Genomic DNA, 23119 nt, shown 5'->3' on the forward strand with positions numbered 1-23119 from the left:
ACGGTGAAAAGAAGCCGTTTGGCGACGGCCGTCGTCACGTAGGACGCAAACCTCCGGGCAACCGATGCGGTGGGCGGTCAATGCCTGCTTTCAATCACGCAATCGGAGTTTCACTCACCAGACCTGGACGGGTCAGCCGCCCGCGCTGGCGCAGCCGGTCGAGCGTGAGATAGATCACCGGGGTCGTGAACAAGGTCAGAATCTGACTGACGATCAGGCCGCCGACGATAGCATAGCCGAGAGGCTGCCGGATTTCGGCGCCCGATCCATGGCCGAGCATGAGCGGGATGCCGCCCAGGATTGCCGCCATCGTGGTCATCAGGATTGGCCGGAAGCGCAACAGCGCCGCCTCGCGGATGGCTTCCAGGCTCGTCGCGCCGTTCTGCTCGGCTGATATGGCGAAGTCGACGAGCATGATTCCGTTCTTCTTGACGATGCCGATCAAAAGGATGACGCCGATCATGGCGACGAGGCTGAAGTCCAGGCCTGCCAGCATCAAGGCCGCCAATGCGCCCAGCGCCGCCGAAGGCAAGGTGGACAGGATCGTCAGCGGATGGACGAAGCTTTCGTAAAGCACACCCAGGATGAGATAAACGACCACCAGCGAGGCACCGATGAGAAGCGGAACCGTGGACAGGGAATCCTGGAACGCCTGGGCGCTGCCGGCGAAAGCGCCCGTCAATGTGGTCGGCGGTTGGAGGCCCTGGAACGCTTTGGTCGCGGCGGCCGTCGCCGTACCTAGAGAGGCGCCGGGCTTCAGGTTGAAGGAGACCGTGGTCGCCGGAAATTGGCCCTGGTGATTGATCGAGACCGGGGCAACGGTTTCGGTGGTCCAGTGAGCGATATTGCCGAGCGGCACCAGAGTTCCGTCAGCCGCCTTGACCGACAGCCGGTCAAGCGTGTGCAGGTCGTGTTGCAGCCTGGGCAGCACTTCGAGCACGACATGAAACGTGTCGGTCTGGGTGGTGAACTGCGCCACCTGGCGCTGGCCGAAAGCATCATAGAGCGTGTCGTCGATCGTCTGCGGCGCGACACCGAACAGCGAAGCCGCGGCGCGGTCTATCTTCAGCGAAAGTGTCGGCGCGACCTTCTGCTGGTCGCTGGCAACGTCGGTGATCTCCGGAACGGTCTTCAACGCCTCGACGACCTTTGGGGCCCAGGCTCCAAGCTCGGCGACGTCGCTGTCCTCGAGCGTGAACTGATATTGCGTGCGGGCGGGCCGGGCGCCGATGTTGATGTCTTGCGCGGCCTGCATGAAAAGCTGGATGCCTTCCACCTTGGCCAGTTCAGGTTTCAACCGGGCGATGACCTGCTGGGCGGAAACGTCTCGCTGGGCGAGCGGCTTCAAGGTGATGTTGACGTGTCCCTGGTTGAGCGCGTTGCCGCCATTGCCGCCGCCAATGTCCATGAACACGCTGTAGACGGCGGGATCCTTCATCACCACCGCGCTGATGCGCTCCTGGAGTTCGACCATCTTGGGATAGGAGACTTCGGGCGCCGCCTGCGACTGGCCGCCGATGAAGCCGGTGTCCTGGTCGGGGAAAAACCCCTTGGGGATCTCCACGAACAGCCAGGCCGTCGCGGCCAGCGTGGCGACAAAGATCGCAAGCGTCAGGCCGCTGTGTTTCAAGGCAGCATCGAGCCCCCGGCCATAGCCGTTCTGGAGGCCCACGAAAGCGCGCTCGCTCCAGCGAAAAAGGCGGCTTTGCCTGGTTGGATCCGCCGGCTTGATCATGCGGGCCGCCATCATTGGCGTAAGGGTCAACGACACGATCGTCGACAGGATGATGCTGAGCGTCAGCGTCATTGCGAATTCGCGGAACAGACGGCCGACAATACCGCCCATGAGCAGGATCGGGATGAGCACCGCGATGAGCGAGAGGCTGATGGAGATGATGGTGAAGCCGATCTCGCGCGAACCGCGAAAGGCCGCCGCAAGCGGCTCCTCGCCGGCCTCGATGTGCCGGCTGATGTTCTCCAGCATGACGATGGCGTCGTCGACGACGAAGCCGACGGCCACCACCAACGCCATCAGCGACAGATTGTCGATGCTGAACCCAAGCAGATACATGGGCGCGGCGGCGCCGAGCAAGGCGACGGGCAGCGTGATTGCCGGGATCAACGTAGCCCGGAGATTGCGCAGGAAGATGAAGATGACCATCACCACCAGCGCGATGGTGATCATCAGCGTGAACTGGACATCGCGCACCGAAGCGCGAATGGTCGTCGTCCTGTCGGTGACCAGCGAGAGTTTGATCGATGCCGGCAAGGAGGCCTGCAGGTCGGGCAGCGCCTGCTTGACCCGATTGACGACCTCGATGACGTTCGCGCCGGGTTGGCGGAATACATCCACCGCTATGCCGCGCACACCATTGGTCCAATGGGCCATCTTGGCATCCTCGGGACCCATCACCGCCTGGCCGATGTCGCGGATGCGGATCGGCCCGCTGTCACGATATGCCACGACCGTGTCGCTCCAGCCGGCGGCATCGGTGATCTGATCGTTATCGTAGATCGGAAAGGTCCGGGTCGCGTCGTCGATATTGCCTTTCGGGCTCGAGACGCTCAGGCCCGATATTGCCGAGCGGACGTCTTCGAGGGTGACACCGGCCGCGCCGATCCGGCCAGGATCGACGGAGATGCGAATAGCCGGTTTCTGCCGTCCGCCGATGTTGACCTGGGCCACACCTTGCATCTGGCTGATCTTCTGGGCAACCCGGGTCTCGATCAGTTCGTCGACGTCGATCAGCGAAAGCGTATCGGACGTGGCGGATAGTTGCAGCACGGGAGCATCCGCCGGATTGACCTTGCGAAAGGTCGGAGGTGCCGGCAGATCCTTCGGAAGCTGACCGCTGGCCGCGGTTATCGCGGCCTGGACATCGCTGGCGGCCTGGTCGATGTCGCGGTCGAGATTGAACTGGACGGTGATCTCGGTGGAGCCGAGGGAACTGGATGACGTCATCTCGGTGACGCCGCTGACCTTGGCCAGCTGCGTTTCGAGCGGCTGGGCGACCGATGACGCCATCGTATCGGGGGCGGCTCCGGGAAGGTTGGCCGCGACCTGGATGGTCGGAAAGGCTATTTCCGGCAAGGCCGAGACCGGCAACAGGGGATAGGCCACAGCACCGAGGAACAGGATCCCGACCATCAGAAGCGTCGTGGCGACCGGGTGTGAGATGAAGTAGGCCGACACACCGGACAGGCGCTCCTGCGCGCCGGCCTTGACGGCCGATTGCGTCCGCGCGGTCGGTCCGGCCTTTTCCCCGGCGCTCATTGGCCGCCCGCCGATCCCGACGCCGCCACCGTCTGGTCGGCTGGAGGTTGGATGTTCCCCGGCCCCAGCACATGCACCGTGGAGCCGTCGGCGATTTGGCCGAGCCCGTCGAAGACGATGGTCTGGCCGTCGGACAGTCCCGCCGTGACCAAGGCCATGCCGTCGGTCGTCACGGTTACCGTCACCTTGTGCCTGGTTGCCTTGCCGTCCGGGCCTATGACATAGGCCGCAAGACCGTCGGCGCCGCGTGCCAGCGCTTTGTCGGGCACGACGATGCCTTTTTCGTTGGCGATCGTAAGACGCGTGGCGACGGGCAAGCCGGGCCACAGCGCGCCGGCGCCATTGTCGAACGTCGCCCGCAAGCGGATCGAACCGTTCGAGGCGCTCACGAGATTGTCCATCAAGGTCAGCTTGCCGCGCGCCAGAACCCGGCTTCCGTCGGTCGCGATGGCTTCGACATCGGCAATGCCGTCCTTGAGCGCGCCGCGGATTTCCCGGAACCGGTCGCCGGGGGCGACAAACACGACACCCACCGGGTCGAGCTGGGTGATCGTCAGCAGTCCGTCCGTCGAACTCTGGCTGACGATACTTCCGACACTGGCCGTCTTGAACCCGGTCAGGCCACTTATGGGTGCCCGGATGGTGGCATAGCTGAGCTGGGTTTCGGCGCTGCTTATCGATGCCTCGTCGGCGGCTATCGTTGCCTCCAACTGGCTGACGGCCGACTTCTTCTGGTCCAGATCCTGGGACGAGACGACCTTCTTGTCCGCGAGCGTCGCGTATCGGTCGAGATCGGCGCGCGCATTGCCCAGCAGGGCCTCGTCCTGGGCTTTCTTGGCCCGTGTTCCATCCAGCGTCGCCTGCAGGGCGCGGGGATCGAGGCGGATGAGAACGTCGCCGGCTTTCACGATGTCGCCCTCGGCAAAACCGATCGTTTCGACCTGTCCGTCGATACGCGGCCGCACGGTTACGGACTGGAGCGGGGCGACGACACCGATGCCGGCTATGATGCGGGGAATGGAGCCCGCCTTGGCCGTGACGGTCGTCACCGGAACCGCTTCGGGAACTGCCCGCGTGTCGTTCGACTGTGCGCCGGCATCGCTGCCCGGCGCCAGGAGCCATAACGTTGCCACACCAGCCGCTGCAACAAAGGCAACCGTCCAGACGAACGCAGGCGATCGAAGCGACATGTCAGGGTTCCCTCAAGTCACCCCAAACGGCTTCCTGGCCAAAACGTTCCAAGCCAGAGCGGCTTGAGCGGGGGAAAAGCCGGACAGTTTGCCCGGGGCATATGCCAAAAAGTGAATTGCCTTGGCGCCTCGATCGGCGATGATGCCGAGATATCCTTGGGGAAGGATTGGGCCATGCAGCATGTTTCGATCGCCAGGGTGGGCGAAGAAATCAGACGCCGTCTCTCCGAACTGCCAAAGAAGCGCTATCTCATCGCCGCCGCGGTATTTGTGGTGCTGGCGGCGCTGGGAAAGCTCATGGGCGGGCCTGAGGCTTTGCAGGCGCTCTGCAACCAGATCGTGTCGGATCTCGGCAATATCCAACCACTCAATATGGTCAGCCGCTATTTCGCCAACCTCGCCGCCTGCGACACCGTCAACGGCTATGCCGGCGACTATGTGAATTGCAGCTCACTGCGGTTCATCGACCCGCGCAGGTTCCTGGGCTCTTTGCTCTATACGCTCGGCGATGTCTGGTCGGATTCCGGGGTGCCGGGCCGCATCATCCTGCCATTCGCGCTGATTGCCGGATTCCCGATCGCCATGTCGATCGTCTGGCCGATCGGCAAGATTTTCGGCGACGGCATTTCCGGTGTCGTGCGGCTGGTGCTTGGCGCGCTGGTCACGCCGTTCATCGCCAGCGTGATCGCGCTCTTGCTGCAGGTCGTGGCACTCGTGCTGTTCACTATCTTTGGGGTGACGCTTGGGCTGATCGCCTGGTTGGGAACGGTTTTTGGCGGTGTGTGGTCGCTTTGGAAATTGGTCTCAGACATCAAGGAATCGGCCGAGAAGATGGAGCATGTGGTGGGTGCGCTGGCTGTGGTGACGGCCGAACCGCCGCCGAACAACGTCAAGCCTGATTGAGGTTGTCCTCAATCCGGATTTAGAGGCCCCGCCGTCGGAACTTGCGCGATAAAAGCCGAGCCTGAGTTGTCGTCGGTCATAGTGGGAAGCGTCGATGGAGCCAAGGTCGTTCTTCTGCACGACGGCACCTCGGACTCATCCGTCAATTCCCGGGCCTTGCGGCCACAGTCCGGCAAGGCCTTATGGTTGATGGCCAGTCCTTGCCGGCGGTACAGTCCAACGTGCTGGAATGAACACTTCCACAAGGACCGGCCGACCGAACTGGTCGACGCCTGCAACAGCCATAAGCCGAAGTGCAATTTGAGGTAGGGTCAAGCGGCATGGGTGCGGGAGAGACCCCGCGCCCATGGCTGGTAATCGGCTAGGCCTTGCTTTCCACCAGGATGACCAGCGACTCCGGCACCACGCCATCATGCGCCATCGCGTCGGCGGCTTTCTGGCTCTGCATGAGCGCGGCCATCTTATCCATGTCCGGCACGTCCATCATCACCGCCACCCGCTTCGGGTTCTGCGGATCGACGAAGGTGCGGATGTTGGTAATCCCAAGCGAGCCGAAAAGCTCCTTGCGCTTGGGTGAACTCAACCAGTGCTTGGTGTCTTTCGTGATGTTGTGGTGGCCGATTACGGTTGGCATGGCATCCTCCCAAGGTGACGCCGGCGGCCGATATCGCCCGCCTGATGCTGCGATCCACCTGTGCATGCGAGTGAGCGCCGTTTCCGGCGGACTGTCAATTAGCCGTTGCTGATGGATTTTGGCGGATTGGTTGGCGCGGCCAAGGTCTTCGGGTTCGCGAAGCCCGCCGACCGGCGATCCGAACCCGGTGCCACAAGGCTCGCACAAGCGCCGGGGGCCAGACTCAGATCGTACAGAGATGGCGGCGTGGAGGCTGAATCGGCCCTAACCACCGCGTGGCAGGAGGGCTCGGGCTTGAAAAGCGCGGCAGTTCAAATCGAGACGTTTGAAGATCCGGGCCTCATCATGGGCAAGGCGCCCATTGTGCGGGCCGTTTTCGAAGGGCGGGATATTTCCCCCTTGTGGGATACACTGTTCGGACGCGTTTCGGCCGACGTCACCGATGCCTCGGCGTTTCTGGATATATCGATCCTGCTCCATGCGATCGGCGAGGAAGAGAAGGCGGTGCTCAGCCAGAAGGCGGCGCTCGAGATCAGCCGCAAGTACCGGATCCGAAACGGACGCGGCACGGGACCGAGCGTCCTTGTTTTCGTAACCGCCGGAGACTTCATGGCCAACACGCCGATCGAGTTCCTGCTCGAGGCATCCGACGCCAACATCCTGCTCCACTATGTCGACGCCGACACCGCTGACCTCGGGGATGTTCCCGAGCACGATGTCGCCTTTGTTGCAGTCGGCGAGTCGGCGGCAAATCTGGCCGTGCTGGAGAACCTCGACCGATTGCTGCGCGGTTGGTCAGGCCCGATCATGAACAACGCGCCGCGCCGCATCATGGCCCTGTCCAGGGACGGCGTCGCGGAGGCCCTCAAGGACGAGCCTTCGATACTTGCCCCGGCCGCTGCCCGCGTTTTGCGAGCCGTGGTCGAGCAGCTGGCTTCCGGCGAGATTGAGGTCGGCTCGGTGCTCTCGGCGAACTCGTTCCCGGTGATCGTGCGCCCGGTCGGCACGCATGCCGGCAAGGGAATGGAGAAAATCTCCACACGATCGGAACTTTCGACCTATCTGGAGTCGCAAGCCGAAGCCGAATTCTTCATTACGCCATTCATCGACTACAGCGGGACAGACGGCAAATTCCGCAAGCAGCGCGTCGCGTTCATCAATGGGCGGCCGTATGCCAGCCATCTCGCGGTGTCCGAGCATTGGATGGTTCACTACCTGAACGCCGGCATGACCCAGCACGAAGACAGGCGTGTCGAAGAAGCGTTGTGGATGGCCAATTTCGACCATGACTTCGCGGTGCGTCACACGCGTTCATTCGATGCTCTTCATCGACGTCTCGGCCTGGACTACTTCGCCATCGATTGCGCCGAACTCGCCGATGGCCGCCTGCTGGTGTTCGAGGCGGATGTCGCGATGATCGTGCATTCCATGGATCAGGAACACATCTTTCCCTACAAGAAGGGCGCCATGCGCAAGCTTTTTGCGGGGTTCGAAAAAGCGCTGGCTCAGCGCGTCGCGCGGATGATGCCGACGCCGGCGATCACCTGCGCCCATACCGGAAAGCCCGCTGTCTACCAGCGGACCGAGGACGACTGCCTGGTTTGCGCCCTGGCGATGTTCACGGGCCGAACCTACGAGGACATCGAGGCGATCGCGCGGAACTGCGATTCGACATATCCGCTCGGCGGTCCGATGAGCCATTCCATCATGCGAGGCGTTGCCAACAGTTGCGGTTTCGTCCTCATGAGCAGCATCTACATGCTTTGGGCCAAGCCCGCGATCATAGGCGTGGTTTCGCCGACCATTCCCAACACCGGCCACGCCGTTTTCTGGGACGGCGAGAAAATCATCGATCCGGGTTACTGCGAGCGCGTCGATCGCTCCTATGTCGACCGATGCGGGCTGGAATTCACGCAGCGGGCGAGCGATCTCCAGCCGCTGATCAGTCATGACCTTCAAATCTCCTACATGGCCGGCGCCGTCGCGACCAATGAACCACTTTGATCGTCTCGCCACCGCTGCCCTGACCGAGGAGACTGGCATGCCTGCAACTCAGCGCGGGACCCTGGCGAGGGCGCATCCGGTTCCCCTCGATCATCAATCCCATTCACCGGCCTCGGTTTCGTTCCTGCTTGGAACAGGCGGCGACAGACGCATCTGGCCGGATGCCATCACCCGGCGCAATCGCTATGGAACGCGCGCGACGCCGGCGGAGGATGAGATTTCATTTTCGTCGACGACCGCGACCAACGTCTCCGCCGAGGGGTTCCTCGCCGCCGGATTGGAACTCGCACGCCTCGTCGACCTGGCATCGCCTTCTCCTGTCGCATCCGATCGATGGTTTGCCGACATCCGGGCCCGGATCGCCCGCGCTCTTGGCTGTGCGGGAGCGCATGTCATTCTGGCTGCGTCCGGAACGGATGCCGAGCTTCTTGCTCTGTGCATGATCGCCGGCATTTCCGGGCGCCCCTTGACCAATGTGCTTGTCGCGCCTGACGAAACGGGAAATGGCGTTCCCAAGGCAGCCGCTGGGCGCCATTATTCGGATTTGACCGCGCTTGGCAGTGCCGTCGAGGCCGGTGCGCCGCTTGAGGGCCTGCCGCCGGACCGCATCGAAGTGCGCATGATCGCCATCCGCAACGAGACGGGGGAGCCGCGGCATCAACATGAAATCGATGCCGATGTCATCGCCGCCGTCGAGACGGATCTTCGGCGGCAACGCGACGTCCTTGTCCACGTGCTCGATACCTCGAAGACAGGTTTGCCGGCTGTAACACGCGAGGCTGCCCGCCATGTTGCCGCCCTTGCTCCCGGACGGGTGCATGTCGTCGTCGATGCCTGCCAGTTCCGCGGTTCGATTTCCCGGCTGCGGCAGGACCTGGCGGATGGTTTCGTGGTCGCCTTGACCGGATCCAAATTCATCGCCGGGCCGCCTTTTTCCGGCGCCTTGCTCGTCCCCGCGGCACTGGCCGAGCAGTTCGCCGCGCGGGCCGACATTCCGGCGGGCCTTGCCGACTACAGTGCTGCCCAGGATTGGCCGGCGATGCTTCGCCAGCGGATGAATTTCGCGTTCAAGTCGGAGTTTAATCTGGGACTTGGTTTGCGGTGGGTCGCGGCGCTGACCAATCTCGACGGTTATGCCGCGATCGATGAGTCGCAGCACCGCCTCGTCAAGGAACAGTTCGTCGGACGGGTGCGTTCTCGAATTGACGCGGTGAAAGGCGTCTTCCTGCATCAGGATGATGACGGCGACCATCTCGGCTCGCGGGCAATGGTCCCGTTGACGATCATGAACGGCGCCGGCTCTTTCGCTTCGTTCGAGGAATGCCAGACTATCCAGGTGCTGATGCGCGGTCTCGACGGCGGACCGATCTGCCATGTCGGGCAAGCCGTGCGCCTGGGCTCGCGCTCGGTTCTGCGCGTCGCCGCTTCCGCTGCCGAAGTGGTCGACGTTTCGGCGAGAATGGCGGCCGGCCAGCCGCTGCATCAGGCGTTCAGGCCGATCGACGCCAGGCTCGACATCTTCTTCCGGAAATTGTCGGCGGTCCTTCATCAGTTCCGAGGGGCCTGATGTCGCCGGCCGTCAAGCGGGGGCATGCGCCGGCAAGCGGTGCGGCGGGGACGTCCGCCAGCCTTGATCCGGCGAACTGGGAACAGTTTCGCGAGATCGCGCACGGCATTCTGGACGACATGATCGACCACATAGAGACGATCAGGCAGCGACCGGTATGGCAGCGGCCGACCGATGAAGTGCGCGAACGGTTTACCCGTCCGCTGCCCAACGACCCTCGCGACCTCAGCGATGTCCTGAACGATGTGCGCACGCATATCATGCCGTTCGCGACCGGCAATTTGCATCCGCTGTTCATGGGATGGGTTCATGGTGCGGGCACGCCGATAGGAATGGTCGCGGAAATCGTTGCCAGCGGGCTGAACATGAACTGCGGCGGCCGCGACCATGCCGGCCTGGCGGTTGAGCAGCAAATCGTCCGCTGGATAGGCGAGGCGCTTGGCTATCCAGATGGCGCGAGCGGCCTGTTTCTGACGGGCTCCTCGATGGCAAACTTCGTGGCCTTGACGATCGCAAGGACCGCGGCGCTGGGCCAATCCGTCCGCGAGACCGGCCTCAGGAACTGCGAGCGCGAGCTTGTCGCCTATGCATCCGCCGAGGCTCATTCCTGCATCGCGCAGGCGATGCAGCTGTCCGGTATCGGGTCGGCAAATCTGCGGACCATTGCGGTCGATGGTGCCGGAAGGATGGCGCCGGACGCGTTGCGCGCGACGATCGCGGAAGACCGCGCGAAAGGATTTTTGCCGTTCCTGGTTGTCGGGACGGCGGGCACAGTGAACACCGGTGCTATCGACCCGCTTGCCGAAATCGCTGAAATCGCGTTCCAGCAAAATCTCTGGTTTCACGTTGACGGCGCAATCGGCGCCCTTGCCATGTTGTCCGATTCGATGCGCGGTTTGTTCAAGGGCATCGAAAAGTCCGCATCGGTGGCGCTCGATTTTCACAAATGGGGCCAGGTTCCCTACGACGCCGGATTCCTGCTTGTGCGGGACGGCGATGCCCACAAGCGTGCATTCGCGCAGCCGGCCGCCTATCTGCAGCGGGCGGATCGCGGGCTTGCCGCCGGCGAGACCTGGCCTTGCGATCTCGGCCCCGATCTGTCGCGTGGTTTCCGCGCCCTGAAGACATGGATGACGATCGAGGCGCTCGGAACCGATCGCATCGGCAACTCGATAGCCCATACATGCATGCTGGCCCGCCATCTTGCCGAACGGCTGGAATGCCATTCGGCATTTGAGGTGAAAGCGCCTGTCGCGCTCAACATCGTCTGTTTCGGCATTCGTGGGGCGACTTTCGAATTTGTGCGCAATCTGGTGTTGGATCTCCAGGAATCCGGTTTGGCCGCGCCGTCATGGACGACCCTCGATGGCGAGCTGGTGGTGCGCTGCGCCATCGTCAACCATCGCACCACGGTGGCCGACATCGACCGGTTCGTGGACACTCTCGACCGGTATCTGGCCGACAAGGCGACAGAGAGAGGCGCCTAGAGCTCCAGACAAACCTTGCCGAAGTGCTTTTGCGCTCCGTAGTGCGTGAAGGCGGCGGCGATGTCGCGCAGCGGGAAGCGGCGGTCGATGACGGGCTTGAGGCTGTTGACCTCGATCGCTCGGATCATGTCCTGCTGGTCCGCCCGGCTGCCGATGGAAATGCCGCTGACGCGGATCTGGTTTGAAAACAGGGCGGGGATCGACACTTCAGCCGCAAAGCCGGTCAGCACGCCGATCAGCGCTATGTGGCCGCCGGTTCGGCAGGCGGCTATGGATTGCGACAGCGTCGCCGGGCCTCCGACCTCGATCACATGGTCGACGCCGCGTCCGTCCGTCAAGTCCCTGGCCTTGCGGCCCCATTCCGGCACGGCCTTGTAGTTGATGGTGGCATCGGCGCCGAGGCGCGTCAGCCGCTCCAGTTTCTCCTCGCCGGACGAGGTGGCGATGACCCGGGCGCCGGCCGCCTTGGCGAATTGCAGCGCGAACAGCGACACGCTGCCGGTGCCGAGGACCAGCACGGTGTCGCCGGGCTTGACTTTGCCGCGCACGACCAGGCCCCGCCAGGCCGTGACGCCGGTGCAGGTGAGCGTTGCGGCTTCCATATGGGTGTAGCCCCGAGGCGCCCTGGTGAAGGCCTGCGCCGGCATGCGGACATATTCGCTGGCCAAGCCGTCGAAACTCTCACCCGGCACATCGCGCCTCGTGGACGGTGTCATGTCGCCCTCCAGCCAGAAGGGGTAGAAGGTGCTGACGACGCTGTCGCCGGGCTTGAACGCGTCGACATCGTCGCCGACGGCGACCACCTCGCCGGCGCCGTCGGACAGCGGAACGCGGCCGTCGGCGAGCGGTGTCTTGCCCTGCACCGCGAAATCGTCACGCATGTTCAACGAGCAGGCGCGGATCCTGACCAGCACGTCACCGCGCCCCGGCCGGGGCGGATCTTCCTCGACCAGTTCGAGCCTTTCCAGGCCACCGGGCGCTCTCAGCCTGATCAGCTTCATTGTCTTCTCCTAATAAGGATTGTCGAGGCGGGGCGCCGGCTCTATCGGGCCTGCCGGCCGGAGATCACCCGCAGCCAGGGTGCAAGATGGAAGGCGCTCATCAGCAGGTACATCGCGGACATGCCGGTTAGGGGAGAGGCGCCCATGCACATCATGGATGCTTCACCGCCCTGAAGACAGGAGAGCAGCGCCATCACCGCGAAGGTCGGGGCGGCGGCGAGGCAGAGCCAGTCGGCGATGCCGAACTTGATGTCAGGAGCCGCGCTGCCGGTGCCGGAATGGATATCGCTCATGATCTTTCTCCCTTGATGGTCGTGACCCGCCAGGATTTGGTTCCTCGCCCCCACGAAAGTGGCTCGCCATGCACACATCTTCTGTGATTGGCGGGAATGATCGACCCGAGGCTTGATTGCTACGTGGTTCCCCCAATCCGTCGCTGCTTCGCAGCGCCACCTTTCCCCCCTCCGGAGGGAAAGGAAGGGAGCGTTGCTGGACGAGCGTCAACGGCAAGGCTTGGCGCCCTTCCTCTACCCCGTCGATCGGGGGAGAGGTGGCTCGGCGAAGCCGAGACGGAGTGGGGGTCGATCAGCGCGGCACAGGACAATGCATGCGCCAAGCTGCCATGCACGCTATCGCCAAAAGGCCTTTGTCGTTACACCGCGCTACTCTCCCTTATCCCTGAAGGCGGCTTCGCCGGCGGCGGACACTTCGGCCCATTTCTTGTCGGCGCCGGCTTCGTAATTGTCGTGCCAGTTCCACCAGCTGTAGAGCGGGGTCTGCGGATAGCCTTCGGGCGAATCCTCCCAGATCTCCTGGCGGCCAAGCGGGGTGGCGTCGAGATAGCTCCACACCGTGCCCATCGCCTCGTCGCCGCGGCTGTTGATGAGGTAGGTGCGGAAGACGCGGTCGCCGTCATGGATGAAGACGTTGTGGCCATGCCATTCGTCGACACCGAAATCCTTGTCGAAGCTGTCGGTGATCGTGTACCACGGCATCTCCCAGCCCATCCGCGCCTTCAGCCTGACAATGTCGTCCTGCGGTGCGCGCGAGGCGTAGGCAAGCGTGGTGTTGCGGGCGTTGAGATGGGCGAGGTGACCGACCTGGTCGGCGCCGAGCGAGCAGCCGCGGCAGGCGTGATCGGGCCAGCCATAGACGCCGGGCTCGAAGAAGGCGCGGTAGACGATCAGCTGGCGGCGGCCTTCGAACAGATCGAGCAGGCTGGCCTTGCCGTTTGGACCTTCGAACACATAGGCCTTGTCGACTTCCATCCACGGCATGCGACGGCGTTCGGCCGCAAGCGCGTCCTTGGCGCGCAGCGTCGCCTTCTCCTTCACCAGCATCTTTGCCTGGGCGGCCTCCCATTCCTGCCGTGAAACGATAGGGGGGGTCTGCATCGTCATGTGCTTGGTCATTGGTCTTCTCCTTTGCCAGTGGTGGTGTCGTTGCGGTCCGTCGTTGCCTGGGCGTTCCGCGCCATGATGGAGCCGCGCGGGATGGGCGGTGCAAATGCCATGGCTTCCGCGTCCTCGGGGGCGGCACAGCAGGGATGGCGCTGGGCACGCCCGGTGCTGTCGCTGGTTGCGTCGGTGGACATTCAGTTTCTCCGTTGTTGCGCCGCCCGCCGTCGATGCGGCTTGCTGCTTGGCTTCGATGACTTAAGTTAGGGCGGTGCTTTGCGGGGGTGGGAGTTACAAGTGTGACGGGATTTGAATGGACTCGCTGATCACGGCGGCAGCGCTGGCGTTGGCGGCGGGCGATCCTTTAGGCGCGCTCGACCGCGTCGCGCTGCGCGAGGATGCGCCAGCGCTGGCGCTGCGCGGCATCGCCATGGCGCAGCTCGGCGACCTCGACCGCGCCAAGCTCTTGTTGCGGCGGGCGGCGCGAGCCTTCAGCCCTAGGGAAGCCGTGGCGCGCGCCAGATGCGTCGTTGCCGAGGCCGAGATCGCGCTGGTCTCGCGTGATCTCGGCTGGCCGGCCAAGGCGCTCGACGCGGCGCGCACCACGCTGGAAAAGCATGATGACCGGCTGAACGCGGCGCATGCCGGCCATCTCAAGGTGCGGCGCCTGTTGCTGATCGGCCGGCTCGACGAAGCCGAGCACGTGCTGGCCGGGCTGGACCCGACGCCGCTGCCGCCGGCCGCGCGGGCAGCACACGAGCTTGCGGTCGCCGGCATCGCCATGCGGCGGCTCAGAACCCGGCCGGCGCGCGCGGCGCTGGAATGGGCGCGCAACGCTGCACGGCAGGCCGGCATTCCAGGCCTGATGGCGGAGGTCGACAGCGCATCGCTGGCGCTGGAAACCCCGGCGGCGCGGCTGATCGGCCAAGGCACCGAGCGGCCGCTGCTGCTCGAAGAGGTCGAGGCGCTGCAGGCCTCGCCGGCGCTGGTCGTCGACGCTTTTCGCTATGCCGTGCGCGCCGGGGACGGAACCGTCTCGCTGGCGAGCCGCCCGGTGCTGTTCGCGTTGGCCCGCGCGCTGGCTGAAGCGTGGCCCGGCGATGTGTCGCGCGAGGAGCTCGTGGCGCGGGCCTTCGGCGGCAAGCATGCCGATGAATCGCACCGCGCCCGGCTGCGCGTCGAGATCGGGCGGTTGCGCGCCGAGCTTGCCGCGCTGGCCGACATCAACGCCACCAAGCGCGGTTTTGCGCTGGCGCCGCGACAGGCACGCGCGGTGATGGTGCTGGCGCGGCCGATCGAGGAACGGCACGCGGCGGTGCTTGCCTTGCTTGCCGACGGCGAAGCCTGGTCGAGTTCGGCCCTGGCGCTGGCGCTCGGAACGGGCCAGCGCAGCGTGCAGCGGGCGCTCGAGCCGCTCGCCGAAGCCGGCAAGGTGCAATCTTTCGGCCACGGCCGCGCGCGCCGCTGGATGACGCCGCCGGTGGCCGGATTCACGACCACCTTGTTACTCCCGGCGCCGCTGCCGAACAGTTAAGGTGTGCCGATATTCAGGTGAGGCTGGCCTGCAACTGGCGGCTTCCTGCGCTTCCGGTGCTCACGTACTTAAGTACGTTCCGCTCCGGTTCTCGGAAGCCGCCATTTTCGGCGCGGCCTGACCTGAATCTCAACACACCTTGGGACCAGCATCGAGGATCAAAAGATGAAACATTCGACCGCCGAAATCCTGCGCGAATACGGACCCTTCGCTGGCGTTGAGCGCATCCATGGGGTGAGCTTCGACGGCGAGAATGTCTGGTTCGCCTCGGGCGACAGGCTGAATGCCTTCGACCCGCAAAGCGGGCAGTCGCTGCGTTCGATCGATGTCGCCGCGCATGCCGGCACCGCCTTTGACGGCCGGCATTTCTTCCAGCTCGCCGACGATCGCATCCAGAAGATCGATCCCGATACCGGCGCGGTGCTGTCGACGATCCCGGCGCCGGGCGGCGGCCGCGATTCGGGGCTGACCTGGGCAGAGGGCACGCTCTGGGTGGGGCAGTACCGCGAGCGCAAGATCCACCAGATCGATCCCGAGACCGGGAAGATCCTGCGCACCGTCGAATCCAGCCGCTACGTCACCGGGGTGACCTGGGTGGATGGCGAGCTGTGGCACGCCACCTGGGAGGGCGACGAGAGCGACCTGCGCCACGTCGACCCGCAAACCGGCAAGGTCCTGGAGCGGCTCGACATGCCGGCCGGCATGAGCATATCGGGACTGGAATCCGATGGCGGCGACCGCCTCTATTGCGGCAGCACATCCTCCAGCGTGGTGCGGGCAGTGCGCCGCCCAAGGGGGCTCTGTCCCGCCAACCTCTGATCACATCGACAGACAAATATCCTTTTGTGGCTGGCCGTCGTCCGGGTGCGTGCCTAGATAGGCTGTGTCGGGCGCCCGCCCGGACATTCCCACGCAAAGGACCCGACCATGCCCGAACAGATCACGTTGAACGATGGCGCCACCATTCCCCAGCTTGGCCTTGGCGTGTGGCAGGTCGACCACGACATCACGGCACAAGTTGTCGGCTGGGCGATCAAGGCCGGCTACCGGCTGATCGATACCGCCGAGGGTTACCAGAATGAGGAGGGGGTCGGCGAGGCGATCCGCGCCGCCGATGTGCCGAGAAGCGAGCTGTTCATCACCTCGAAGCTGCGCAACGGCGCGCACCAGCGCGATGCCGCCCTGCGCGCCTTCGACGACACGATGCAAAAGCTCGGCATCGAACAGATCGACCTGTTCCTGATCCACTGGCCGGTGCCCAGCCAGGATAAATATGTCGAGGCCTGGAAGACCCTTGTCGAGCTGAAGCAGGCCGGACGCATCAAGTCCATCGGCGTCTCGAATTTCAATCAGGACCATCTGGAGCGCATCATCGGCGAAACCAGCGTGGTCCCGGTGGTCAACCAGATCGAGCTGCATCCGCGCTTCCAGCAACGCGAGCTCAGGCATTTCCATGCGCGGTACGGCATCCACGCCGAAAGCTGGAGCCCACTGGGCAGCGGCAGGTTGCTCGCCGACCCCGCCATCGCAGCCATTGCCCGCAAGCACGGCAAGTCGGTGGCACAGACGATTATCCGCTGGCACCTTCAGCAGGGCTTGATCGTTATTCCGAAGTCGATCCACCAGGACCGCATCGCGGCCAATTTCGATGTCTTCGACTTCGAACTGGACGCACAAGATCTGGAGACGATCGCGGGGATGGATTCGGCCGACGGCCGGAACGGATCAGATCCGGCGACGGCGGCGTTTTTGTTTTAAAAGGAGCCGGCGACGAAGCAGCCAATCTCCCCCCTCGTGGGGGAGATGCCCGGCAGGGCAGAGGGGGGCGCTGTCCCTCCAACCTCTCAGTCCGTCCCGCCCAAACCCGCCACAATGACGATATGCTGGCAAGCATTGCCAATGTCGCGAATGACATCATCATTCCAGAGGCGCAGCACGATCCAGCCATCCTGTTCCAGGCGCTTCGTCCTGGTCTGGTCGGCTATCGCCAGATTTTCGTCGCCATGCTGTGAGCCATCGACTTCGACGATGAGCTTTTTCTCCGGGCAAGCGAAGTCGACAATGTAGCCTGCGATTGGAAATTGCCGGCGAAAGCCCAAGCCCATCAGCCGATGGGCGCGAAGCTCGTTCCAGAGCTTTAACTCGGCGCCCGTCATCACCTTGCGCATCGATCTGGCGTTGGCGCGTTGTCTTGGCGGCAGGGGCGTGTGGGGCATTATCCGAGGCTAATCCGAGGTAGGGATATCGACGCTTCTACTCTACGGCGCCCCCCTCTGTCCTGCCGGACATCTCCCCCACGAGGGGGGAGATTGGCCGCTTCGCCGGCGAGCGATGTCGGCAAAGGTGGTTTGCTGGTGGCATCCTTCCTGATGCAAGTTGATCAGGGAGGTATCATGTTTTTGCGGGCTAGGCTTCATACGCCATGCCGGCAGCGTCTGCCTTTTCGCTAAATCCCGGAACCATCCAATTGCTGCGCGTCCTCGCCTTCCCAGGGCGCCGGCAGCGAGGCGCCGCGGCTGAGATTGGCCGAGGGCAGGGGCATCCAGCATTTCAGCTCCGGTTCGGCATATTCGACGACGCGGCCGGGCGAGGAATCCGACGCCCGCCAGCCTTCGCCAGCGAACTGGTCGCCGCGCGCCCAGTAGGCGAGGTCGACTTCCGCCGGCCCCTGCTCGGAGGGACGGACCGTGACCAGGATGCGGCTGCCGTCCTTGGGCGCCGTCGACATGTGGCGCCACCGTTCGGGCTCGTCCATCGCATTTCCTCCAGTCTTGATGCGAGGTGAAGTGTCGCCTCGCCATCGATGGTGGTCAACCCACACTTTGTCGGATTGCAGCTGCCGGCTGCGTCCTTGGTGTGGCGATGTTCGCCGGGACAAGGAGAGACATTCATGCGTGACAAGGGCAAGCCGGTGCCGGCTACTGGTGACATGAAACTCTATTTCAGCCGCAATCCCAATCCGCGCCTGGCGGTCGCGGTGGCGCGCCATCTCGAGGCGGGGGTGGCCTTCGAATTCGCGTCACCCTTTGCGCCGGGGCAAGCGGAGCGGTTCCGGCCGCTCAATCCCAACCTCTATATACCGATACTGACGTGGCCGGGCGGCAGCCTGTGGGAGACCGACGCCATCGCCTGCCGGCTGTCGCGCGACATGGGCTCGGATTTCTGGCGCGCCGGCGATGACCAGCCCGAAATGATCCGCTGGATAAGCTGGGGCAAGGACCATTTCGCCCGGGCGTGCGACATGGTGCATTTCGAGCGCGGCACCAAGCAGCGTTATCATATCGGCCCGATCGATCACCAACTGGTCGAAGAGGGGCTGAAACTGTTTCACACGACTGCGGCGATCCTGGAGGGGGTGCTTGCCGGCCGAAAATGGCTCGTGGGAGGCGACGTTTCCTACGCCGATTTCCGCATGGCGACCTTCCTGCCTTTCAACGACGTCGCCGGCCTGCCGCTCGGCGACTATCCCGCGCTCGCCAGCTGGTATGCCCGGCTCGAAGCCATCGACGCCTGGCGCGACCCGTTCGCTCGGTTGGACGCGCCCGAACTGCCGCCGGTCAGACCCGCTGAGGCGCTTTGAGAAAGCGCGCTGTGCCAATGACCACCTGATCGGCCTGCGTTTGCTTGGCCGGCCTACTTGGCCTGCGCGAGCTGCTGTTCGACCAGGCCGATTTCTTTGACGTAGAAACCCTCGAAGCCTGAGCTGTAGTGCTGCTCGCGAAAGATATCGCGGGCGGCGATGAAGGCGTCGCGGGCGGCCAGCAGGCTGGCCTTGTCATGCGTCCTGGTGCCGATGGCGAGCAGGATTTCGCCACGTACCGAATGGGTCTTGCCCCAGATGACCGGTGACTTGTCGCGCTTCAGTTCGGTGAGCGCCAGGTCCATCTGCTCCAGCGCCTTGCGGTAGAGTGGCACGCTGTCTTCGGCGTCCCCCATGAAGCGGTAGGCGCGACCGATATTGTAGGTGATGGTTGCCCAGGTGAAGGGATCGCTTGCCCGGGTGACCACCTCATGCGCCATGTCGAAAGCGTCAATCGACTGCTTGAAGTAATCCGAACCCTTGCCGCGCTGGCCAAGCGCCAACAGGGCCGCGCCAAGATTGTTTTCGGTCGATGCCCAATCAACCGGCTGCGTGCCGCGCGTGCGAACCTCGAGTACGTCATGGAAAGCGGCAACCGACGCTTCAAGCATCTCGGTGCCGTCCTGCAGATCGCCAAGCTGACGCATCGAAACGGCGAGATTGGCTTCTGCCATCGCCCATTGCACCGGCACTTTCTCGCGTGTCCAGACGGTCAGCGCGCCATGAAAAGCCTCGATCGCCTCGGTCAGGTTCTTCTTCGCGTCGCCCGCATCGGCCATCTCGGAGAGTTCATTGCCGATGTTGTTTTGCAGCCCCGCCCAGGAGTCCGGGCTTAATTGCTTACTGTAGACCCTCAAGGCCTGCCGATACGCCTCTATCGCCTTTCTATAGTAGGCCATACCGCCAGCGCGCTGGGCCATCAGATCGTAGGCGTTGCCGAGATTGATCTGCACGGTTGCCCATTCCTGCGGATTGCGCTTGCGGGTAAAAACCTCGAGCGCACCTTCATAAACGCCGATTGCCTGCTCGACGCGCGCCGTGCCGTTCTCGCGCTCGGCCAGCGCGGTCAGTGTGATGCCTTCATTGATGGCAACACCGGCGGGGCCGTTGAAAACGGTGACGCCGGGCAGAAGCTTTGCCGCTTCATAGACATCGACGGCTTGCTGAAGTGCCGCGTTCTCGCCCTTGACCATGCCCTGGTCGGTCAAGGCATCGGCCTCGAAGACCTTGTAGAGGAAGGCGGCCTTCGGATCCCAGCGCTCGGTTTGCCTGAAGGCGTCCTCGTAACGTGCGGCGGCGGTGCGGTAGTCGAAGTTGAGGGTCGCGGTACGGGCATGGTCGGCGAACGTGCCGGCCAGTTCCAGCCGCCTCTGCCTGATATCAGCCTCGGCCTCGTCGAGCTCTTTGCTGATCGCCTCGGCACGGGCGCTGGCCTTGGCGCGGAAGGTCAGCGCCAGATTGATCGCGCCCTCGGATTGCGCGCGGTCGGCAAGGCCGGAAAGCCGAATCAATTGCGGATCCTGCCGGGTTTCGCTGTCGTGCCGGGCGAGGATTTCACGCAGCTTCTGCGCGCCCGCCGCGAGTTGCGCCTGCAATTCCCCCGGTCCGGCCGACGTGTCGACCTCCAAGGCGCCGAGCATGCCGTAGAGCTGGTCGAGCGGCACTTCGTTCTGAGCCGCCACCGTCTCGACCATCGAGCGCTGCTCGGCCGGTGTCGCGGCGATGGTAAGCAGGAGCTTGCGCCGCGCCGAACGGATCGAGGCCTCGTCGCTGCCGGTCTCTTCCGGCGCCTGGCCGAAATAGAGCAGGCGCCGCAGGCTGGCATTGGTCCATGGCAGCTGCCGGCCGCCGGTCTTCACATAGACCTCCTCGGCAACCATGGTCATGACGTCGCCGAAGGCGAAGCCGCCGGCGGCGAGATGTTTCAACAGGGCCGCGGCATAGGGGCTGTTGCCGCCGGCCTCGCCGTCGAGCGCGGCGTGTCCAGGCTCGGCGGCAAACCCGATGACCTCGCCCAGGCTTTGCGGCGCGCCGGATGCATCGGCCAAGGGCGCGGCCCCCCGGGCAAGATCGAGCCCCGCGGCGGCCACGGGCGTCGGGCCGGACGGTGCCGCCAGCGTTGCGCCTTGTGGAAACGGGTTGGAGCGGCAGGCATCGAGCAACACGATCGCCACGGGAACGCTGGCCTTGAGCTGCGCCAGCAAGGCGGAGACCGGCACCAGCCGGTTGGCGGGATCGGACAGCGAGGAGGCATCCGCCTCGACCGGCACCAGATAGTTCTCGCCGGCGGCCTCGATGCCGTGGCCGGAATAGTAGAGCAGGGCAACGTCGGCGCCGGCCGCATCCTCGACGAAATGCTTGAGGCCGCGCCCCAGGCGAGAGCCGTCGCCATCGGGGATGGAGCTGACCTCAAAGCCTAGGCTCGTCAAAAGCTGGGCGACGGCGCGCGCGTCGTTGGCTGGATTGGCAAGCGCCGGCAGGGAACGGTATTGCGATTCACCGATGACCAGCGCCACGCCGCGCAACGGCCTGGCGTCATCGGCCCGTGACGGCCATGCAAGCACGACGGCCTGCAGCGCCAGCAGCAATGCAGCGCAAAAAGCAAAGCGATGCCAACCCGCCATGCACAACCCCGGATAAGCCCACCCCATGCTAACCGGCTTAAAGTGGCGGCTCAATGACGAATGGGGCTTGCCTACTGGCGGAAAACTGACGACCGGCGCATACACAAACGAAACTTGAAGACGCCGGCCGCCATTTGGGGCGTTGGGGTGCATCCCGTTGGGGCGCGATGCAAGGGTCAGGCTAAGCGGATCCAGGGCGCCTTCAATCGGAACGCCGGCTCATGGTGAACAAGTGGTTACTATCCACAGGCCAGATTAAGGCGACCACTCCAGCAGGGCCAAAGCCGGCGGCGCGTCTCCTTGTCGGCGACATCTGTGCGCAACACGGCGCATCAGGCCATCGACGCTCGACGGGCGGCGCCCGGGTTGGTAAGCCCCATGCCGCGCAGGAGACCTTTTTGAGTCGAGACATGACCGTAGCGATCGAGATGGGACAGACCACGGCGGGCGCCCCAGCGAACCTCGATCTCGAGGAACTGCTGGCGACCCGCCTTCTGGTGCAGGGCAATTCGGGCTCCGGCAAGTCGCATCTGTTGCGCCGGCTGCTGGAACAGAGCGCACCCTGGGTGCAGCAGACGATCGTCGATCCCGAAGGCGATTTCGTCTCGCTCGGCGAGCGTTACGGCCATCTGGTGATCGATGCCGAGGAACATACCGAGCGCGGCCTGCAGGCGGCCGGCGAACGGGCACGCATCCACCGCGTCTCGACCGTGCTCAACCTCGAAGGGCTCGATGCCGAGAACCAGATGCGGCGCGCCGCCGCCTTCCTCGGCGGGCTGTTCGAGGTTGCTCGCGACCATTGGTATCCAATGCTGGTGGTGGTGGACGAAGCGCAGCTGTTCGCGCCGGCGGTGGCCGGCGAGGTATCCGACGAAGCGCGAAAACTTTCGCTCGGCGCCATGACCAACCTGATGTGCCGTGGCCGCAAGCGCGGGCTTGCCGGCATCATCGCCACGCAGCGGCTGGCCAAGCTGGCCAAGAATGTCGCGGCGGAAGCTTCCAATTTCCTCATGGGCCGCACCTTCCTCGACATCGACATGGCGCGCGCCGCCGATCTGCTGGGCATGGAGCGTCGGCAGGCGGAAGCGTTTCGCGACCTGGAGCGCGGGCAGTTCATGGCGCTCGGCCCGGCGCTGTCGCGCCGGCCGCTGGGCCTGCGCATCGGCCCGACCGACACCAGCCCGCGCAACGGCACGCCGCGGCTGATGGCGATGCCGCAGGCGGCCCTGGAGGACGCGCGCGCCATCATCCTGGCGGCGCCGCCGCCCGAGACGGTGCGCGCGCCGCGCCGGGTGGCGTCACCGGACCTGCTCGACCAGTTGATGGCGGCGAAGTCGGCGGCGCTGGAAATCCGCCCCGAACCGGCGGAACCAGAAATCAGCGCCGAGGATCTGGCCGAGCGGCGCGAGCGGGTCGACCGTGTGCTGCGCGCCATCCTGGCGCAGCCCGATGCGGGTTTTCGCGTCATCGGCGTGCTCTACCAGGAATTCGTGGTGCGCTGCCGCATCGAGGGCCTGGCCTCGGTGGTGCCCGACTTGCCGGGGTTCCGCCGCATGCTGACGCGCGCCCGTGCCGGCCTCGGCTCCGAGACGACGCAGGATGACGCCTGGCGGGACGTTTCCGTCCGCGCCTCGCTGCTGCCCGACGACATGCAGGGCGTGTTCATGATGATCGCCCGGGCGGCGAAGGAGGGCTGGCCGTGCCCGAGCGACGCCGCGATCGCGCGCGCCTATGGCTCCCACTCGCTGCGCCGCGCCCGCCGCCTCTTGACCTATATCGAGGAGCAGGGCCTCATCGTCTGCCAACTCGACGGTACGGGAAAGCGCACGGTGACGTTGGTCGAACTTGCCTGGGCCACGGCGCCCGGCGACCCCAATGCCGAGGAGGTCGAGCAGGGGAGCCTGGCGCTGTGAGGGGGATAGTG

Annotated in this window: 19 protein-coding genes; 9 read left to right on the plus strand and 10 right to left on the minus strand. The window is 64.6% G+C overall.

The window, feature by feature from the left end; all coding sequences use genetic code 11:
• Positions 1–94: 94 nt before the first annotated feature.
• Positions 95–3148 carry an efflux RND transporter permease subunit gene (locus tag EB233_RS14240; protein WP_244277668.1) on the minus strand — a complete coding sequence of 1018 codons (3054 nt, stop codon included), beginning with the start codon at positions 3146–3148 and terminating at the stop codon, positions 95–97.
• Positions 3149–3270: 122 nt separating this feature from the next.
• Positions 3271–4464 carry an efflux RND transporter periplasmic adaptor subunit gene (locus EB233_RS14245; protein WP_064989343.1) on the minus strand — a complete coding sequence of 398 codons (1194 nt, stop codon included), beginning with the start codon at positions 4462–4464 and terminating at the stop codon, positions 3271–3273.
• 174 nt (positions 4465–4638) lie between these two features.
• Here EB233_RS14245 and EB233_RS14250 point away from each other — a divergent pair, with 174 nt between their 5' ends.
• Positions 4639–5367, plus strand: a complete 729-nt coding sequence (locus EB233_RS14250; RefSeq protein ID WP_155765342.1) for a hypothetical protein — start codon at positions 4639–4641, stop codon at positions 5365–5367.
• Between the two features lie 361 nt (positions 5368–5728).
• Here EB233_RS14250 and EB233_RS14255 read toward each other — a convergent pair whose 3' ends face one another.
• Positions 5729–6001 (minus strand): hypothetical protein, encoded by a 273-nt coding sequence (locus EB233_RS14255; protein WP_064989341.1) that lies wholly within the window; start codon positions 5999–6001, stop codon positions 5729–5731.
• Between the two features lie 294 nt (positions 6002–6295).
• Here EB233_RS14255 and EB233_RS14260 point away from each other — a divergent pair, with 294 nt between their 5' ends.
• Genes EB233_RS14260 through EB233_RS14270 form a run of 3 tightly spaced genes read left to right on the plus strand, consistent with a single transcriptional unit; the run spans position 6296 to position 11059 of the window.
• Complete coding sequence (locus tag EB233_RS14260; protein ID WP_179948852.1) at positions 6296–8005, plus strand: ATP-grasp domain-containing protein; 1710 nt, start codon at positions 6296–6298, stop codon at positions 8003–8005.
• A 37-nt stretch (positions 8006–8042) separates the two neighbouring features.
• Entirely contained in the window at positions 8043–9572 is a 1530-nt protein-coding gene (locus EB233_RS14265; protein WP_155765341.1) for a hypothetical protein, read from the plus strand.
• Entirely contained in the window at positions 9572–11059 is a 1488-nt protein-coding gene (locus tag EB233_RS14270) for a pyridoxal phosphate-dependent decarboxylase family protein (protein ID WP_064989338.1), read from the plus strand. Before EB233_RS14265 ends, EB233_RS14270 begins: the two co-directional genes overlap by 1 nt.
• On the opposite strand, the gene EB233_RS14275 is transcribed toward EB233_RS14270, so the two are convergent.
• The 4 genes from EB233_RS14275 to EB233_RS14290 all read right to left on the minus strand — a co-directional run bounded on the left by EB233_RS14275 (position 11056) and on the right by EB233_RS14290 (position 13654).
• Positions 11056–12060, minus strand: a complete 1005-nt coding sequence (locus EB233_RS14275; RefSeq protein WP_064989337.1) for a zinc-dependent alcohol dehydrogenase family protein — start codon at positions 12058–12060, stop codon at positions 11056–11058. The genes EB233_RS14270 and EB233_RS14275 overlap by 4 nt on opposite strands.
• A 41-nt stretch (positions 12061–12101) precedes the next feature.
• Positions 12102–12353: a hypothetical protein gene (locus EB233_RS14280; protein ID WP_064989336.1), complete on the minus strand. Its 252-nt coding sequence runs from the start codon at positions 12351–12353 to the stop codon at positions 12102–12104.
• Between the two features lie 369 nt (positions 12354–12722).
• Complete coding sequence (locus EB233_RS14285) at positions 12723–13472, minus strand: DUF899 domain-containing protein (protein WP_064989335.1); 750 nt, start codon at positions 13470–13472, stop codon at positions 12723–12725.
• Positions 13469–13654, minus strand: coding sequence for a hypothetical protein (locus EB233_RS14290; RefSeq protein ID WP_064989334.1), 186 nt, complete (start codon positions 13652–13654; stop codon positions 13469–13471). The genes EB233_RS14285 and EB233_RS14290 overlap by 4 nt, the downstream gene beginning before the upstream one ends.
• Before the next feature lie 116 nt (positions 13655–13770).
• Between EB233_RS14290 and EB233_RS14295 the strand changes: the two genes are divergently transcribed.
• The 3 genes from EB233_RS14295 (at position 13771) to EB233_RS14305 (ending at position 16749) form a co-directional block, all read left to right on the plus strand.
• Entirely contained in the window at positions 13771–14991 is a 1221-nt protein-coding gene (locus EB233_RS14295) for a helix-turn-helix domain-containing protein (RefSeq protein WP_064989333.1), read from the plus strand.
• Between the two features lie 165 nt (positions 14992–15156).
• Positions 15157–15810: a Vgb family protein gene (locus EB233_RS14300; RefSeq protein WP_064989332.1), complete on the plus strand. Its 654-nt coding sequence runs from the start codon at positions 15157–15159 to the stop codon at positions 15808–15810.
• Positions 15811–15918: 108 nt separating this feature from the next.
• Positions 15919–16749: an aldo/keto reductase gene (locus tag EB233_RS14305; protein WP_064989331.1), complete on the plus strand. Its 831-nt coding sequence runs from the start codon at positions 15919–15921 to the stop codon at positions 16747–16749.
• Positions 16750–16835: 86 nt separating this feature from the next.
• On the opposite strand, the gene EB233_RS14310 is transcribed toward EB233_RS14305, so the two are convergent.
• Both EB233_RS14310 and EB233_RS14315 read right to left on the minus strand, forming a co-directional pair.
• Positions 16836–17159, minus strand: a complete 324-nt coding sequence (locus EB233_RS14310) for an endonuclease domain-containing protein (protein ID WP_064989330.1) — start codon at positions 17157–17159, stop codon at positions 16836–16838.
• 278 nt (positions 17160–17437) lie between these two features.
• Positions 17438–17746, minus strand: coding sequence for a hypothetical protein (locus EB233_RS14315; protein WP_064989329.1), 309 nt, complete (start codon positions 17744–17746; stop codon positions 17438–17440).
• 174 nt (positions 17747–17920) lie between these two features.
• Here EB233_RS14315 and EB233_RS14320 point away from each other — a divergent pair, with 174 nt between their 5' ends.
• Positions 17921–18571 (plus strand): glutathione S-transferase family protein, encoded by a 651-nt coding sequence (locus tag EB233_RS14320; protein ID WP_064989397.1) that lies wholly within the window; start codon positions 17921–17923, stop codon positions 18569–18571.
• Positions 18572–18624: 53 nt separating this feature from the next.
• Here the strand turns inward: EB233_RS14320 and EB233_RS14325 are convergent, their stop codons facing one another.
• Positions 18625–21195 (minus strand): caspase family protein, encoded by a 2571-nt coding sequence (locus EB233_RS14325; RefSeq protein ID WP_171892233.1) that lies wholly within the window; start codon positions 21193–21195, stop codon positions 18625–18627.
• A 410-nt stretch (positions 21196–21605) separates the two neighbouring features.
• Here EB233_RS14325 and EB233_RS14330 point away from each other — a divergent pair, with 410 nt between their 5' ends.
• Positions 21606–23108: a helicase HerA domain-containing protein gene (locus tag EB233_RS14330; RefSeq protein ID WP_064989327.1), complete on the plus strand. Its 1503-nt coding sequence runs from the start codon at positions 21606–21608 to the stop codon at positions 23106–23108.
• The last annotated feature ends 11 nt before the right edge of the window (positions 23109–23119 follow it).

Source organism: Mesorhizobium erdmanii, from assembly GCF_013170725.1.
In the GTDB taxonomy this organism is placed as follows: Bacteria; Pseudomonadota; Alphaproteobacteria; order Rhizobiales; family Rhizobiaceae; genus Mesorhizobium; species Mesorhizobium erdmanii.